A 14,480-nucleotide genomic window follows, 5' to 3' on the forward strand; every position below is an offset into this window, starting at 1 on the left:
GGCCGCGTTACTGGACGACGAACTCGGTGAACAGCACGTCGTCGACCTTCGCGCGCTGGTTGCCCGGCTGGGTCGGCTGCTCGATCAGCTCCCGCAGCTCCTTCGCGAGCGAACGTTTGCCGTCCGGCGTCGCGAGCTCCTCGGGATGCTTGTTCGACAGCGCGAGCAGGATCCGGCTGCGGATTTCCGGCATCCGCGCGGTCAGTTGCTCCTGCGCCTTCGGGTCGGTGAGCTTCAGCGACAGGCCGACGCGCAGGTAGTGCTGCGCGCCGTCGTCGGACTGCAGGTTCACGGTCAGCGGGTCGAGCGCGAAGAACACCGGCGCGGCAAGCGGCGCCGGCTCGGCGGGCGCGCTCGGATGGCCGACGCCTGCCTTGCCCAGGAACACGTACATGCCGCCGGCGGCGGCGGCAGCCGCGCCCAGCGCGATGACGGCGATGAGCGCGATGCGCTTGAACTTGCCGGAGGAAGCCGGCTTGTCGGCGGTCGGGGTTGCAGTCGTGGCCATGTGAATGCGTGCGTGATGTCTCGTAGCATGCATTGTTCGGCATCCGGGCCGAGGCCGATGGGCGGAAAAGAGGGGGGAATTGCGGCTATCTCAGCCGATTGTCGGCCGGGCGTCGGCGCGATGCGGGGCAGGAACGGCGGGGGGAAACGATCGGGCGGGAGCGGGACGGCGTGCGGCCGGCGGGAACCGGGCTTTCGGGCAAGGAGTGCGGCCGGCGGGCAGCGGTGCCCGCCCGCGCATCCATCGTCAGATCGGCAGCAGCGACAGCAGCGGCGCGATCAGCACCATCGCGACACCCGCGATCATCATCGTCAGGCTCGACACGACGCCTTCCTCGCTGCCGATCTCGCGCGCCTTCGCGGTGCCCACCCCGTGAGCGGCCGCGCCGAACAGCGCGCCGCGCGCGAGCCGCGTGCGCATCGGCACGAGCGCGAGCACCAGTTCGCCGAGCAGCATCCCGCAGATGCCGGTCGCGATCACGAACAGGGCCGTGAGGTCCTTCGGCGCGTGGATCTTGTCCGACACGGCGAGCGCGAACGGCGTCGACACCGAGCGCGTCATCAGCGAGCGTTGCAGCTCGGGCGACAGGTGCAGCAGCTTCGCGAGCAGCAGCGATCCGCACACGCCCGCGCCGATCCCGACCGCGACGCCGACCGACAGCGACAGCCAGTGGCGGCGGATCAGGTCGCGATAGTCGTAGATCGGCACCGCGAACGCGATCGTCGCCGGGCCGAGCAGCCACATCAGCCAGCGCGTGTCGCGGAAATAGACCGAATACGGGATGCCGGTCAGCAGCACGAGCAGCACCAGCACGCCCGGCACGAACACGAGCGGCGAGAACAGCAGCGTCTTCTTGTACGCATAGAGGCGCTTCGACGCGAAATACAGCACGATCGTCAGCACGAAGCAGCCGACGGAGATGGCGGTATTCACCCGGTCGGCGGGCAGGTTCGATAGCGCGGCGAGCATGGAAGGCTCCGGCTCAGTGCGCGATGGCGCTCAGGCGCGCGCGGCGGCGTTCGGCGAACACGCGCTGCACGGCGAGCCGGCGTTCGAGCTTCGCGGCGAGATCGACGGCGACGGCCACCGCGACCATCACGAACGCGGTGCCGGCGAGCATCACCAGCGCGATGCGCCAGCCGTCCTCGCGGAACAGCCCGCCGTACTGCACGGCCGCGACGGCGGCCGGCACGAAGAACAGCAGCATGTCGGACAGCAGCCAGTTCGCGCCGTCCTTCACCCACGCCGGTGCGACGCGGCCCGAGAACAGCAGCACGAGCAGCACCGCGAGGCCGATCACACCGGACGGAATCGGCAGCCCGACCTTGCGCACGGCCCAGTCGACCGCCATCCACAACACGCCGAGCGCGGTGGCCTGCAGCACGATCCGGCCCGTGTGCGCGAGGCTGCCCGAAGCGGCGGGGCGGGCGGCGGCAGTGGCGGTCGGCTTGTTCATGGCGGGCTCCCTACAGATGTTTCTGTCAATGGAGCAAGTATAGGGTTTCCCCTAACCATAAATAAAATGACTTGTCTCTATCCTTGTCATTCCAATTCGGAATTCGCTTTGAATTCAGCTGCACCAATCTGGGGAGTGATCGATGGAATTGCGCGCGCTGCGGTACTTCGTCGAGGTGGTTCGCCAGCAGAGCTTCACCGCGGCGGCCGACAAGCTGTTCGTCACGCAGCCGACCATCAGCAAGATGGTGAAGGCGCTGGAAGACGAGATCGGTTCGCCGCTGCTGCTGCGCGACGGCCGGCAGATGGTGCTGACCGACGCCGGGCGGATCGTGTTCCAGCGCGGCCAGGATGTGCTCGCCGCGCAGGCGCAGCTGCAGTCGGAACTGAACGATCTCGGCACGCTCGGACGCGGCGAGCTGACGATCGGCATCCCGCCGCTCGGCGGTTCGCTGTTCACGCCGATCATCGCCGCGTACAAGCAGCGCTACCCGAACATCGAGCTGAAGCTGTTCGAGCAGGGCGCGCGGATGATCGAGGCGGCGCTGATGTCGGGCGAGCTGGAACTCGGCGGGCTGCTGGAGCCGGTCGATCCCGGCACGTTCGAGCGACTGCCGATGGTGCGCGCGCCGCTGTGGCTCGTCGCGCCCCGCGAGTCGCGCTGGGAGGACCACGCGGCCGTGCCGCTCGCCGATCTCGCGCGGGAATCGTTCGTGTTCTATGCGGAAAGCCTCGCGCTGCACGACGCGGTGCTGGATGCGTGCCGGCAAGCCGGTTTCACGCCGTCGATCGTGAGCCGCAGCGGCCACTGGGATTTCATGGCCGCGCTCGTGCATGCGGGCGTCGGCATCGCGCTGCTGCCCGAGCCGTATTGCCGGCGGCTCGACGCGAGCCAGTTCACGTGCCGGCCGATCGTCGAGCCGGAAATCACGTGGGCGATCGCGCTCGGCTGGCTGAAGAAGGGCTACCTGTCGCACGCGGCGCGCGCGTGGCTCGACGTCGCGCGGGCGACGCTGCCGCTCGCGCCGGCCGACGATCTGGCGTTTGGAGGATTGCGGGCGCGGGAGTGAGGCCGATGCCCGACGCAATCAGACGTGTGTGATCGGGCCCGGATAGCGCGCGACGGTTTGGTCGTGCGTGAGCAGCGTGACGCCCTCCGAGATCGCCTGGGCGACCAGAAGACGGTCAAACGGATCGCGATGGATCGACGGCAGTTGTTCGACCGCGAGTGCATGCGCGCTCGTGATCGGCAATTCCACGTAGCCGGCATCAAGAAGATTGCGGCGGAGCACGTTTGGGTCCACCTGGAAATCGTCGCGATCCAATCCACGCCTGATGACGATCTCCCAGAGGCTCGCAACGCTGAAAAGCGGTGTATAGGCGGGATCGTTGATCAGTGTGCTGGCGCGGGCGGGCAGCTCGGCTGCACCGGCTGCCGCCCACAGAAGCAAGTGTGTGTCGAGCAGCAACTTCATGCGTCACCCTCGAACAGCTTGCCGATTTCGTCGCCGCCCATTGTGTCGAAATCGTCCGGGACGCGGATCTGCCCCTTCATGAAACCGATCCGGCTCGGCCGGACCGGCTCCGGCGCATTGATCGGAACCACCTTGACGAGCGGCTTGCCGGCTTTTGCGATTACGAACGGTTCGCCGGCATGCACGGCTTCGTCGATCAGACGCGACAGATTCGTTTTTGCGTCATGCATGTTATAGGTATGCATCACGTCCCCCAATTGAACTAAGTTCACTGAAATTATTAGCTTAGTTCAATCCGACAATCCACGCAAGGCGAGCACGTAGCCCGAAAGTACCGTCTCCAGTCCTGCGCCCTCAATGCCCCATCGCCGGCCCCGCGCCCTTCTTCGGCTTCGTGATCCACACGAGCGCCGCGAGCGCGATGAACATCACCGCCGACAGGTGGAAGAAGTCGTTGGTCGCCATCATGAAGCCCTGCTGCGTGACGAGCTGGTTCAGCTGCGCATTGGCCGTCTGCCCGACGATGCCGAGCTGTGCGAGCGCGCCCTGGTAGTCGGTCGTGTTCTGCGCGTAGACGCTCACCGATTCCGACAGCCGCGCATGATGGTAGATCGCGTCGTTCTCCCAGAACGTCGAGCTGGCCGCGGTGCCGATCGCGCCGGACAGCGTGCGCAGGAAGTTCGACAGCCCCGACGCGCTCGCGAGCCGCTCGTCGGAGATGCTCGACAGCGTGATCGTCGTCATCGGCACGAAGAAGCACGCGACGCCGATGCCCTGCACGAGCCGCGGCAGGATCACGTGGTTGAACGGCACGTCGAGCGTAAACGTCGCGTTCCACAGCGACACGCCCGCGAACACGATGAACGCGAAGCTCGCGACCATCCGCAGGTCGAGCCGGTGCATGTTGCGCCCGATCAACGGCGACAGCACGAGCGCGAGCAGCCCGACCGGCGCGGTCGCGAGGCCGGCCTTGCCGGCCGTGTAGCCCATCACCGTCTGCAGCCACAGCGGGAAGATCACGACCGAGCCGAAAAACGCCATGAAGCCGAACGAGATGATCAGCGCGCCGAGCGCGAAGTTGCGGTCCTTGAAGAGCGTGAGGTCGACCACCGGCTCCTTCTCGGTCGCCTCCCACACGAGCATGAACGCGAGCGACACGACCGCGATCAGCGCGAGCGCGACGATGAACGACGAGTTGAACCAGTCGCGGTCCTTGCCGAGGTCGAGCATCATCTGCAGGCACGACACGCCGATCACGAGCAGCGCGAGGCCGATCGCGTCGATCCGCTGCTTCGACGTCTTCGTCTCGCGGCCGCGCAGCAGGAAGTACGCGCAGGTCGCCGAGAACACGCCGATCGGCAGGTTGATGTAGAAGATCCACGGCCACGTGTAGTTGTCGCTGATCCAGCCGCCCAGCAACGGGCCGAAGATCGGCGCGACGATCACCGTCATCGCCCATAGCCCGAGCGCGAGCCCGCGTTTCGCGGGCGGGTAGCTGCGCATCAGGATCGTTTGCGACAGCGGCACCATCGGCCCCGACACGAGGCCCTGCAGCAGCCGGAACGCGATCAGCGTCTCGAAGTTGGTCGCGAGGCCGCACAGCGCGGACGCAATCGTGAACGCGAGCACCGACAGCGTGAACAGCCGCACCTCGCCGACCCGCCGCGCGAGCCAGCCGGTCAGCGGCACCGCGATCGCGGATGCGACCGAGTACGACGAAATCACCCACGTGCCTTCGCTCGTCGCGACGCCGAGGCTGCCCGAGATGGTCGGCACCGCGACGTTCGCGATCGACGTGTCGAGCACTTCCATGAAGGTGCCGAGCGCGAGCCCGACGGTCAGCAGCGCGAGCGCGCCGCCGGTCAGCGGCGCCGGTTCGGCGGCGGGGGCGGATGCCGTGGTGGCGGACATCGGGATCTCCTAGACGCGGCGCGCGCAACGCGCCGGCGCAACGCACGGGCGCGCGACGCAGCGCGGCCCGGCCGGGTGGAATGAAAAAGGGGAAAAGCGGAGCGCGTGCCTCGTCATCTTCTGCCCAGACAGAGAAATAAGCGACTGTTTAAACCTGGACATGGGGTCTCCGCACGCATCAGCAGTCGGGTTCGTCGGGCGTCGGGCAGCCGGTCGAACCGGGCCCGTTGGCGATGAAGCGTTGCAGCAGGCCGATGAGCGTCGCGAGTTCGTCGGCCGAGAAGCCTTCGAGCTGCGCGTTCAGCACGGTCGCGACCAGCGACGGCAGCGCGCGGGCGGCTTCGATGCCGCGCTCGGTCAGCGTCAGCTCGATCATCCGGCGGTCCTGCTCGCTGCGCGCACGCGCGATCAGCCCCTTGCGTTCGAGCCGATCGAGCATGCGCGTCATCGACCCGCTGTCGTACGCCATCTTGCGCGACAGCTCGAACGGCGTACGCGCGTAGCCGCGCGACAGCAGCAGGATCACGCCGATCTGCTGCGCGGTGAGGTCGAGCGGCTCGAGCGCGCGATCCATCCGCTCGACGAGCGCCTGCTTCGCCTTCGACAGGTAATAGCCGAGGCTCGTTTCCAGCGCGATGTTCTCGGGATCGTAGAGGCCGCCGGTCATACGATTGCGCGCGCAGCAATAGTGCGTTTCGGGTTTGAACGCGCCCAGTATCTTGAAAAATGATTGCTTAGTCAATATTATTTGAGTCAACCAGTTACGACGTGCATGTTGCACTGCCGGAGACGATGTTCTGACCGATTGGCCCGCGCTGCCGGGCACCCCGAGGATGTTCGCGATGCTGTTCCTGAAAAATGCCGCCGGCGCGCTGCGCCGCAACCTGACCGATACCGCTCATCATGTGTTCTCCGGGCCGCACCGCGGCTGGAAGATCGCGCTGTACGTGACGATGCTGGTCGTGCCTGGCGGCTCGCTCGCGGCGCTCGGGTTCGCATGGTTCGATCATCGCCGGCAGCGCAACGCGAAGGGCGGCGCCCGCCGCACGAGCCAGCCGGCCGCAACCGAGCCGTCGACATGGCGGGCCGCCGCCGAGCCCGTCCCGGTGCCCGCGCGCTGCCACTGACGTCGCAGCGCTCTCACGCTCCACACTATCCCGCCTGATCGCCGGCCGCGTCACGCGTGACCGGCGTCGTATGCCCGGTCGCACGTCCGTTTTCCCGCAAGCGAGCCGTAATGGCCGGTAAACCGGCCGGCCGCGCCGGTAACACATCCGGGCCGCCGTGCACCGTACCCTTGGGGCTGCGCAGCTTTCCCGCCGTCAGTTACCATTTGTCCGCCAGCGGCACGACGACCGCATCGCGCGACGCCGCTCGCCGGCCGTCACGCCCAGACAGGAAAACCACCATGCCGTACGCCCCCCTCCCGCGCGCCGTTCGCCCGCTGAGCGCCGCCGTCGCCATTGCGACGGCCGTGCTGCTCGCCGGCTGCGCCGTCGGGCCCGACTATCACCGGCCCGACACGTCGATCCCCGCCGCCTTCAAGGAAGCGCCGGCCGGCTGGAAAGTCGCGCAGCCCGCCGATCGTGCCGACCGCGGCGCCTGGTGGACGGTCTACAACGATCGGCAGCTCGATGCGCTGATCGGCAAGCTCAACGCGTCGAACCAGACCATCGCGCAATCGGCGGCCGCCTACCGGCAGGCGCGCGCGCTCGTCACCGAGGCGCGCGCCGCGTATTTCCCGACCGTCGGGCTGACTGCATCGGGCTCGCGCGCGCGGTCGCCGCGCACGTCGCTGTCGTCGGGTTCGTCGTCGAATTTCGGCAGCGGGTCGACCGGGTCGATCAACAACAGCTACAGCGTCGGCCTCGACGCCAGTTGGGAACCCGACCTGTGGGGCAAGGTGAGCCGCACCGTCAGCGCGCAGCGCGCCGGCGAAGCGGCCGCCGCGGCCGATCTCGCGAACGCGCGGCTGTCGCAGCAGGCGCTGCTCGCGCAGACCTATTTCCAGTTGCGCACGTCCGATGCGCTGCAACAGCTGCTCGACGACACCGTGAAGTCGTACGAACGCTCGCTGCAGCTCACGCAGAACCAGTACGCGCAGGGCGTCGCCGCGCGCGCGGACGTGATCCAGGCGCAGACGCAACTGCAGAGCGCGCAGGCCGCGCAGATCGACAACGGCGTCGCCCGCGCGCAGTACGAGCATGCGATCGCGACGCTGATCGGCGAGCCCGCGTCGACCTTCTCGCTGCCGCCGACCCCGCTCGCGGCCGAGCCGCCGATCACGCCGGTCGACGTGCCGTCCACGATCCTCGAGCGCCGGCCCGACGTCGCGGCGGCCGAGCGCCGCGCGGCGGCCGCGAACGAGCAGATCGGCGTCGCGATCGCCGCGTTCTTCCCCACGCTGACGCTGTCGGCCACCGGCGGCTTCCAGAGCTCGGTGTGGTCGCAGCTGTTCACGCTGCCGGCGCGCTTCTGGACGGTCGGCCCGCAGCTCGCGGCCACGCTGTTCGACGCGGGGCTGCGCGCCGCGCAGACCGACGCCGCGCGCGCGACCTACGACCAGGACGTCGCCGCCTATCGCCTCGCGGTGCTGACCGCGTTTCAGGACGTCGAGGACAACCTTGCGTCGCAGCGGATCCTCGCGCAGGAAATCGACGTGCAGCGGCAGGCCGTCGACAGCGCCGAGCACGCGCTCGCGATCGTCACGAACCAGTACAAGGCGGGCACGGTCGCGTATCTGAACGTACTGAACGCGCAAACCACCGCGTTCACCGCGCAGCAGAAGCTCGCGACGATCGCCGGGCAGCGGATGGTATCGTCGGTCGGGCTCGTGAAGGCGCTCGGCGGCGGCTGGGACGTGTCGGCGATGGCGCGCGAGAACGGCGACATGGCGGCGCCGGTGCCGGCGTCCGGTGCGGCCGCGCCCGCGGCTACCGCACCGTCGGTCGCTGCGCCGCTCGCGCAGAAGTAGGCAGGGAAGCGGGCGACGCGCGCAATCAGCGCTGCGCGTCGCCGAAGATCAGCGAAACCTGGTTGTTGCCGATCGGGTGGCCGAGCAGATTCAGCAGCCCGGCGAGGTTCGCCTGCTGCTCGGGCGCCGCATGCGCGGTCCCGCGAAACGATCCCTGGCCGGGGCCGAAGCTGCCGTGCCCGTCGAGAAACAGCGGGCCCTGCGTCGTCGACAGGTCGAGATCGGCGCCCGCGCCCTTCGCCTGCAATACCGCGCGGTACGAACCGAGCGGCTTCACGCGCGACACGCGCGAACTCATCGAATCGATCGTCACCGTCAACTGGCCGAACGCGTTGTTGCCGATGAGCCGCCAGTCGCTCCAGCCGAGCCGCACGTCGCCCTGCAGGTCGAGCGTGTTGAACGGCGTGCCGAGCCCCGCGAGCAGCGACGCGGGCACCGCCATCGTGCCCGCCGACAGCACCGCGCCGCGCCACGTCGCATCGAGCGTGACCGCATCGGGCATCGCTTCCGTCTGCCGCAGGCGCATCTGCACGCGCCCGGTCAGCAGCGGCCAGAAGCGCGTGGTCCATTCGACCCGTCCCGGCAGCAGCGTCGCCGCGCTCTGGTCGGCGCCCGGCGCGAGCATCAGCGTGCCCGAGCCGTGCCACAGCGACCCGTCCGGATCGACGAGATTCACGTGACCGCCGGTCGCCCGCGCGAACTGCGGCGCGATCCACGCGGCCGGCGCGAGCGCGACGAGCGTCACCGCCGTCGCCACGCCGCCCGCCAGCACCCATGGCAACACGGCGACGAGCCGTCTCACCCACGGCCGCATCGGCCGGCCTTCGTTTGCGTCATCCACTGCGGTCATCTATTTCTGGACGGAAGGCTGCATCACGGCCGTCAGGTCCACCTGGCCGTCTTCCTTCAGCGCCGTGGCATGCGCTTCGCCGACCTGCACCTTGAACTGCCGGCGCGCATCGTCGAGCCACTGGGTCCATGCCGGGAACGACACGTTCTTCATCTGGATCTGCACGCCATTGCCGACGATCTGCACCTGCGCGCCCTGCAGCCCGTGATCGGACAGCGACGCGGTCAGCGCATCCTTGAGCGCGAGGCCGGTCGGCGCGACGCCCTGCGCGGCAGCCGACAGCGATTTCGCCTCGTTCGCCTGCGCGGTCATCTGCGCGAGTTCGTGACGCATCGTCGGCAGCGCGCGCTGGATTCGCGCACGGCCTTCCTGCGCGGGCGACCACAGCACCGAATACGCGATCGCGACGGCCAGCACGGCGCCGCCCCAGCCGAGCAGCATCTTCTCGCGCGGCGAGCGCTCGCCCCAGAACTGGGCCAGCGTCTGGTTCAGTTGTTCGGTTTTCATGAGCGGCTCCGGATCGTCCATTTGCCCGTGTTGCTGTCGACTTCGCCGGACAGTCCGTTACGCGCGAGGCGCTGCGTGAAATCGGGATCGACCTTGACCTCCGGCTTGAAGCCGACGTCGAGCCGCCGGTCGTGATAGTCGAGCGACGCGATGCCATTCAGCGGCAGCGCACCCATCGAGCGCGCCAGGCCGCTCGACAGCGCGAGGAAATCATTCGGCGACAGCTCGCCGGCAGCCAGCCGAAGCTGGTCGAGCTGGCGTTGCATCTGCGCGGGCGGGTCGAGCACGGTGGTCGTCTTCGGAAAGGCAGACAGCAGCGTCTCGGTGATCTGCGCGGACAGCGCATCGCGCTCGCGCGACAGCTTCCACCAGTGCACGTTCATCCCGATCACCGCGACGCCGAGCGTCGCCGCGGCGAGCGCGATCGGCACGCGCAGGCGCTTGAGCGTCGCGCGGTCGAAGCGCCACGGCTGCGATTCGAACTCGAATTGGCACAGATCGAATTTCTCGGTCAGCGCCCGGCGCGCGAACGTATCGAACGACAGCGGCGCGGCGCCCGGCAGCAGCGGCGCGTCCGTGCGGCCGACCGACGCGAGCCGCGGCTCCGCGCCCGGCTCACCGAGTTCGTACAGCTCGATGTCGCCGCCGCCCGCGAGCGCGGCCAGCGTGCCGGCGGCGCGCGACGCGGGCGCCGCGAAGCCTTCGCCGAGCGCACCGCGCGCGACCGCCAGCTCGAGGCGCGGCGCACCGGCCGCGGCCGGCAGCGCGCCGGCTTCGACGAGCACCGGCTCGACCGCCGTCGCGAGCCCGAGCACCGCGGCGACCGTCGCCGGGCGGGGGCAGCCGGCTCGGCGACGTCCGCGACGAGGGCGGCGGCGTCGGCGGGCTCGCCGTCGGCCGGCACGGCGGATGCGGCGTCGGCCGACGCGCGCGGCGCCGGCAGGCAGCGGGTCGCGGGCACCGCGCTCAGGTGCCGGTGGCCGGCCGCGGTAAACGCGTCGCAGATCGTGCGGAACCACGCGCGATCGACGACGGCCAGCACGCGGCGCCCGTCGGGCAGCGGGGCCGGATCGAGCGCGATATGGCAGCCGAGCGGATCCTGGATCAGCTGATCCTCGACGATGTTGGGCAGCGCCTGGCGCAGCTTCGGCCCCTTCAGCGGCGGCACGGTCGCGGCCAGCAGCAGCACGTCGCGCGCGGCGACGATCAGCACCGTCGCGTTCGCGCGCGGCAGCAGCGCGAGTGCGGCGCGGCCCGCGCGCTGCACGTGGCTGGCCTTGTCGACGAGCGTGAACGGCAGCTCGGGCCACTGCCATTCCTGCAACGGCACGGCAGGCTCGCGCGGCGGCAAAGAAACAATCAACGTGCTCACAAGAGCTCCTCTCCCGATTGGCGTCGTTATAGCTGGTCGCGGATGCGCACGACCCGCGTCGAGTGCGTGGTCGGATCACGATACACGAGCGAGGTGCGATCGACCTCCGCGCGTTCGTGCTGGATCCGGCCATGCACGATGAAATAGCTCGAATTGACGTCGACGAGGCTCGAGTCGATCGTCACGTTCGGCGGCGCGCCGGCGCCGCGCAGCGCGAGCTGCACGTCGCCGACGTTGCGGAAAAACACCGTCTCGCGGCGCGCCACGAGCGCCTGCGCGGACGACACGCTCATCCCCGGTATCAGCGCGGCGATCACTTCGGCCGGCGCGGTGTTCATGTTCACGGGCGTCGTGGTCGGCAGCACGGTGACGAACGGGCGCAGCCGCGCGACCATCTCCGGCGTCACGCCGTCGACGTCGAGCAGGCTGTCGACGCGCGTCATCATCAGCGGCGCGGGCCCGCGGTCGCCGCCGGCCATCCCCGGATCGTCGGTGAAGCCGCTGCCCTGCATGTCGCCGCTCGTCACCGGTGCGGTCGCGGCGGTCGCGGCGGTCCCGCCGCCGCCGGGCAGGTTCGGCATCTGGAACCGCGTGGCCGAATGCAGCAGCCCCGCACGCACCTGCAGCGCGATGCGCTTCGCGAATGCGCTGTCGTAGCCGAGCGTCGTCAGCAGGCGCTGGAACGCCTGCATCTGCGTGACGTTCAGCTGCAGCACGCCGGGCGCCGGCGACGACACGAGGTTGCGCAGGTTGAACTTCGCCTGCGCATCCTCGATCGAGCCGGACAGATAGGTGTCTTCGGCGTCCGTGTCGTTGGGCGCGCCGATGCGGCCGAGGAAATCCGACAGCTTCGTCTTCGCGATCGGCACGCCCCAGATCCCGCCGAGATACGTGATGCCGGGCGCCGTATCGCCTTCGGAGCGCAGGATCATCCGCGTCCAGTCGAGCGCGCCGCGCGCGACCCACTGTGCCTGCGCGATTACCCGCTGGTTCTCGATGCGGCGAATCTGCACCTGCTGGCGCCACAGCATCCCCGACACGAGGATCGCCGACAGCGCGACCACGAGCAGCGCGGTGATGATCGCGGCGCCGCGCTGGCGGCGGGCCCGGATTCGACGGGAAGGGCGCGCACGCATCGTCATTCCCCGACGAGGAAGATGCGCGTGACCGGCACGCGCAGCGACGTCGCGCCGATGCTGACCTGCAGCCCGGTCACCGCGCGCGCCGGCGGCGCGTTGCCGATCTGCGGCACCTTCAGCGCGTCGTTGTTCTGTGCGAGCGCTTCGTCGGCCGTCTGCAGGTTGGTGGTCCAGCCCACGCGCGGCACGTACAGCTTCGCGTCGATCGCGCCGACGCCGCCCATCAGCGCGACCCAGCTCCAGCCGTCGACGCTGCTGTCCTTCAGCAGGGTGCGCAGCCGGTTCGTGTCGTCGATCGGCGGCGATGCATAGCGCACGACGCGCCCGCCGGCGATCCGGTAGCGGACCACCTGCAGCCGCGGCGCGACGCCCGGCACGTCGAGTTCGCGCACGATCTGCAGCGTATTGCCGGCGACGCCGATCGCCGGCTGGCCGGCCTCGTCGTCGGTCGCGGCGAGCCGCGCGTCGATGCGCATCTGGTCGAACATCTGCGCGAACACGCGCTCGTCTTCCATCGCGGCCGCGACCTTGTCGCGACCGCGCATGATCTGGTCGAGCCCGCGCCATGCGAGGATCGCGACCACCGCGAGAATCGCGATCGCGATCATCAGCTCGATCAGCGTGAAGCCGCGGGCGAGGCGGGCGGCACGGGTGGACGGGCGTCGCATCGGCGCGTCAGAGCGGACGGCTGGTTTCATTCGCGACCACCGTCACCATCTGCGCGAGCACGCCGGCACGGCCGGGCGTACTCACCGAAATCCGCACGCGCCGGAACACCGGGTTCGGCGTGGTGCTCACGCGCTGCGTGCAGACGAGCTGCACGTTGCCTTGCGAGCAGTCGAAGCTCTGCTCCCCGACTTCCGGCCACGCATGCGTGAGCCGCAGCTGCGCAAGCGCGTTGTCGGCGCTCCAGCCGGCGAGCAGCCGGCGATGCAGGTCGGACGCGTTGCTCGCCATCGTGCCGACCGCGCGGATCGACGCGGCGAGCGCGACCGCGATGATCGCGAGCGCGACCAGCACCTCGATCATCGTGAAGCCGCGGGCGGAGGAAACGGGGAAGGGCAGGCGACGACGCATCGTCATTGCACCTCGTAGCGACCGTTGCCGGTGCCGACGATCGTCGCGCTGCCGGCGGCCGAATGCAGCGTCACGCGCACCGGCGTGTCGATGCTCTCGGTGCCGAACACGACGCGGTTCGCGCGCGTGTCCGACCCCGGGTAATCGATGTCCGCGCCGGTGACGCCGCCGTCCCAGTCGCGCGGGCGCAGCAGGTCGTCGCGCAGCGTGCGCCAGCCGTCGGGCGAGCTCACGTCGAACTGGAAACCGTGCGCGGTTGGTTGCCACGCGATCGGCCGCGCGCGCACCTGCGCTTCGTCGCCGGCCGTCTCGAACAGCAGCGCGATCCGCTGCGCTTCCTCGCGCAGGTCGGTGCGCGGATTGCGCGTCAACGACAGCGACGCGAGCGACACGAGCAACCCGGCGATCACGAGCACGACCAGCATTTCGAGCAGCGTGAAGCCGCGCCCGCGACGGCGCGCCGCGCGGGGCTTCATCAAGCCGCCATCGGCACCTGCCGGTACGGACGGCACCGCACCGCGACGCACGCGGCAATCGCGGCCGCAGCGGGAGGTCGTGCGAATGGCGAGCATGAAGAACGGAATGAAACGTCGGGCCGATCAGCGCCGGCTTACTGCCACGAGCCGATGTCGGAGTCGTTGCTTTCGCCGCCTTCCTTGCCGTCGGCGCCGTAGCTGAACACGTCGATCTCGCCGTGCACGCCCGGGTTCAGGTACTTGTACCCGTTGCCCCACGGATCGTTCGGCAGGCGCTCGAGATAGCCGCCGTCCTTCCAGTTGTTCGGGATCGGATCGTTGGTCGGCTTCTGGATCAGCGCGTTCAGGCCCTGCTCCTGGGTCGGATAGCGGCCGTTGTCCAGGCGGTACAGCTTGAGCGCCTGCATGATCGTGCCGATGTCCTGCTTCGCGGCGATGCGGCGCGCCTCGTCGGGGCGGCTCATGATCTTCGGCACGATCAGCGCCGCCAGGATCCCGAGGATCGCGACCACCACCATGATCTCGATCAGCGTGAAACCGCGCTGACGACGCACGGCCGCGTTGCGGCGAGTGATCCACGTTTGCATGACTGACTACCTCTTTCCAAAAAATGTCGTCGATTGAGTGACGCACCCGGCGCACCGGACGATTGCCTGACAGCAACCTTCCGGACCGGCGGGCGCGGAGCACGCATTGTAAGGCGCGCATCGCCGAGGGCTTTCACCCAACGCAAATT

General features: G+C 69.2%; 19 protein-coding genes. 3 read left to right on the top strand and 16 right to left on the bottom strand.

Going from position 1 to position 14,480, the window contains the following annotated elements:
* Positions 1 to 7 precede the first annotated feature (7 nt).
* From fliL to JYG37_RS02455, 3 genes are all read right to left on the bottom strand, one after another.
* Positions 8 to 508, bottom strand: coding sequence for a flagellar basal body-associated protein FliL (fliL, locus tag JYG37_RS02445; RefSeq protein ID WP_179233119.1), 501 nt, complete (start codon positions 506 to 508; stop codon positions 8 to 10).
* A gap of 246 nt (positions 509 to 754) precedes the next feature.
* A complete protein-coding gene (locus JYG37_RS02450; RefSeq protein ID WP_050015748.1) occupies positions 755 to 1,477 on the bottom strand; it encodes an LrgB family protein in 723 nt (240 codons plus the stop codon).
* Between the two features lie 13 nt (positions 1,478 to 1,490).
* Positions 1,491 to 1,964: a CidA/LrgA family protein gene (locus JYG37_RS02455; RefSeq protein ID WP_050015750.1), complete on the bottom strand. Its 474-nt coding sequence runs from the start codon at positions 1,962 to 1,964 to the stop codon at positions 1,491 to 1,493.
* A gap of 142 nt (positions 1,965 to 2,106) precedes the next feature.
* On the opposite strand from JYG37_RS02455, the gene JYG37_RS02460 reads away from it, so the two are divergent.
* Entirely contained in the window at positions 2,107 to 3,033 is a 927-nt protein-coding gene (locus JYG37_RS02460) for a LysR family transcriptional regulator (RefSeq protein WP_089488012.1), read from the top strand.
* 18 nt (positions 3,034 to 3,051) lie between these two features.
* On the opposite strand, the gene JYG37_RS02465 is transcribed toward JYG37_RS02460, so the two are convergent.
* The 4 genes from JYG37_RS02465 to JYG37_RS02480 all read right to left on the bottom strand — a co-directional run bounded on the left by JYG37_RS02465 (position 3,052) and on the right by JYG37_RS02480 (position 6,016).
* Positions 3,052 to 3,438, bottom strand: coding sequence for a type II toxin-antitoxin system VapC family toxin (locus JYG37_RS02465; protein WP_176016544.1), 387 nt, complete (start codon positions 3,436 to 3,438; stop codon positions 3,052 to 3,054).
* Positions 3,435 to 3,683 carry a type II toxin-antitoxin system Phd/YefM family antitoxin gene (locus tag JYG37_RS02470; protein WP_089488013.1) on the bottom strand — a complete coding sequence of 83 codons (249 nt, stop codon included), beginning with the start codon at positions 3,681 to 3,683 and terminating at the stop codon, positions 3,435 to 3,437. Before JYG37_RS02470 ends, JYG37_RS02465 begins: the two co-directional genes overlap by 4 nt.
* 109 nt (positions 3,684 to 3,792) lie before the next feature.
* Positions 3,793 to 5,349, bottom strand: coding sequence for a DHA2 family efflux MFS transporter permease subunit (locus JYG37_RS02475; RefSeq protein ID WP_050015755.1), 1,557 nt, complete (start codon positions 5,347 to 5,349; stop codon positions 3,793 to 3,795).
* A 178-nt stretch (positions 5,350 to 5,527) separates the two neighbouring features.
* A complete protein-coding gene (locus tag JYG37_RS02480) occupies positions 5,528 to 6,016 on the bottom strand; it encodes a MarR family winged helix-turn-helix transcriptional regulator (protein ID WP_213345860.1) in 489 nt (162 codons plus the stop codon).
* A 175-nt stretch (positions 6,017 to 6,191) separates the two neighbouring features.
* On the opposite strand from JYG37_RS02480, the gene JYG37_RS02485 reads away from it, so the two are divergent.
* Together JYG37_RS02485 and JYG37_RS02490 are read left to right on the top strand one after the other, a co-directional pair.
* Positions 6,192 to 6,476 carry a multidrug ABC transporter ATPase gene (locus JYG37_RS02485; RefSeq protein ID WP_089488069.1) on the top strand — a complete coding sequence of 95 codons (285 nt, stop codon included), beginning with the start codon at positions 6,192 to 6,194 and terminating at the stop codon, positions 6,474 to 6,476.
* A 281-nt stretch (positions 6,477 to 6,757) separates the two neighbouring features.
* Positions 6,758 to 8,323, top strand: coding sequence for an efflux transporter outer membrane subunit (locus JYG37_RS02490; RefSeq protein WP_050015760.1), 1,566 nt, complete (start codon positions 6,758 to 6,760; stop codon positions 8,321 to 8,323).
* A gap of 25 nt (positions 8,324 to 8,348) precedes the next feature.
* On the opposite strand, the gene JYG37_RS02495 is transcribed toward JYG37_RS02490, so the two are convergent.
* The 9 genes from JYG37_RS02495 to gspG form a co-directional block, all read right to left on the bottom strand.
* Complete coding sequence (locus JYG37_RS02495) at positions 8,349 to 9,137, bottom strand: type II secretion system protein N (RefSeq protein ID WP_213346078.1); 789 nt, start codon at positions 9,135 to 9,137, stop codon at positions 8,349 to 8,351.
* Positions 9,138 to 9,173: 36 nt separating this feature from the next.
* Complete coding sequence (locus JYG37_RS02500) at positions 9,174 to 9,680, bottom strand: type II secretion system protein M (protein WP_050015768.1); 507 nt, start codon at positions 9,678 to 9,680, stop codon at positions 9,174 to 9,176.
* Complete coding sequence (gene gspL / locus JYG37_RS34725; RefSeq protein WP_502775442.1) at positions 9,677 to 10,246, bottom strand: type II secretion system protein GspL; 570 nt, start codon at positions 10,244 to 10,246, stop codon at positions 9,677 to 9,679. Before gspL (JYG37_RS34725) ends, JYG37_RS02500 begins: the two co-directional genes overlap by 4 nt.
* Complete coding sequence (gspL, locus tag JYG37_RS34730) at positions 10,192 to 11,004, bottom strand: type II secretion system protein GspL (RefSeq protein WP_502775014.1); 813 nt, start codon at positions 11,002 to 11,004, stop codon at positions 10,192 to 10,194. The genes gspL (JYG37_RS34725) and gspL (JYG37_RS34730) overlap by 55 nt, the downstream gene beginning before the upstream one ends.
* A 74-nt stretch (positions 11,005 to 11,078) precedes the next feature.
* The gene (gspK, locus tag JYG37_RS02510; protein ID WP_050016009.1) at positions 11,079 to 12,188 is read right to left on the bottom strand and encodes a type II secretion system minor pseudopilin GspK; all 1,110 of its coding nucleotides are present in this window, start codon (positions 12,186 to 12,188) and stop codon (positions 11,079 to 11,081) included.
* Between the two features lie 2 nt (positions 12,189 to 12,190).
* On the bottom strand, positions 12,191 to 12,889 hold the full coding sequence (locus JYG37_RS02515) for a PulJ/GspJ family protein (protein WP_089488015.1): 699 nt from the start codon (positions 12,887 to 12,889) through the stop codon (positions 12,191 to 12,193).
* Positions 12,867 to 13,274, bottom strand: a complete 408-nt coding sequence (gspI, locus tag JYG37_RS02520; protein WP_050015771.1) for a type II secretion system minor pseudopilin GspI — start codon at positions 13,272 to 13,274, stop codon at positions 12,867 to 12,869. The genes JYG37_RS02515 and gspI overlap by 23 nt, the downstream gene beginning before the upstream one ends.
* Positions 13,271 to 13,840, bottom strand: coding sequence for a GspH/FimT family pseudopilin (locus tag JYG37_RS02525; protein ID WP_050015773.1), 570 nt, complete (start codon positions 13,838 to 13,840; stop codon positions 13,271 to 13,273). Before JYG37_RS02525 ends, gspI begins: the two co-directional genes overlap by 4 nt.
* Before the next feature lie 38 nt (positions 13,841 to 13,878).
* The gene (gene gspG / locus JYG37_RS02530) at positions 13,879 to 14,331 is read right to left on the bottom strand and encodes a type II secretion system major pseudopilin GspG (RefSeq protein ID WP_012492990.1); all 453 of its coding nucleotides are present in this window, start codon (positions 14,329 to 14,331) and stop codon (positions 13,879 to 13,881) included.
* Positions 14,332 to 14,480 lie beyond the last annotated feature (149 nt).

Origin of the sequence: Burkholderia sp. LAS2 (assembly GCF_018417615.1) — a bacterium.
Classification (GTDB): Bacteria; Pseudomonadota; Gammaproteobacteria; order Burkholderiales; family Burkholderiaceae; genus Burkholderia; species Burkholderia sola.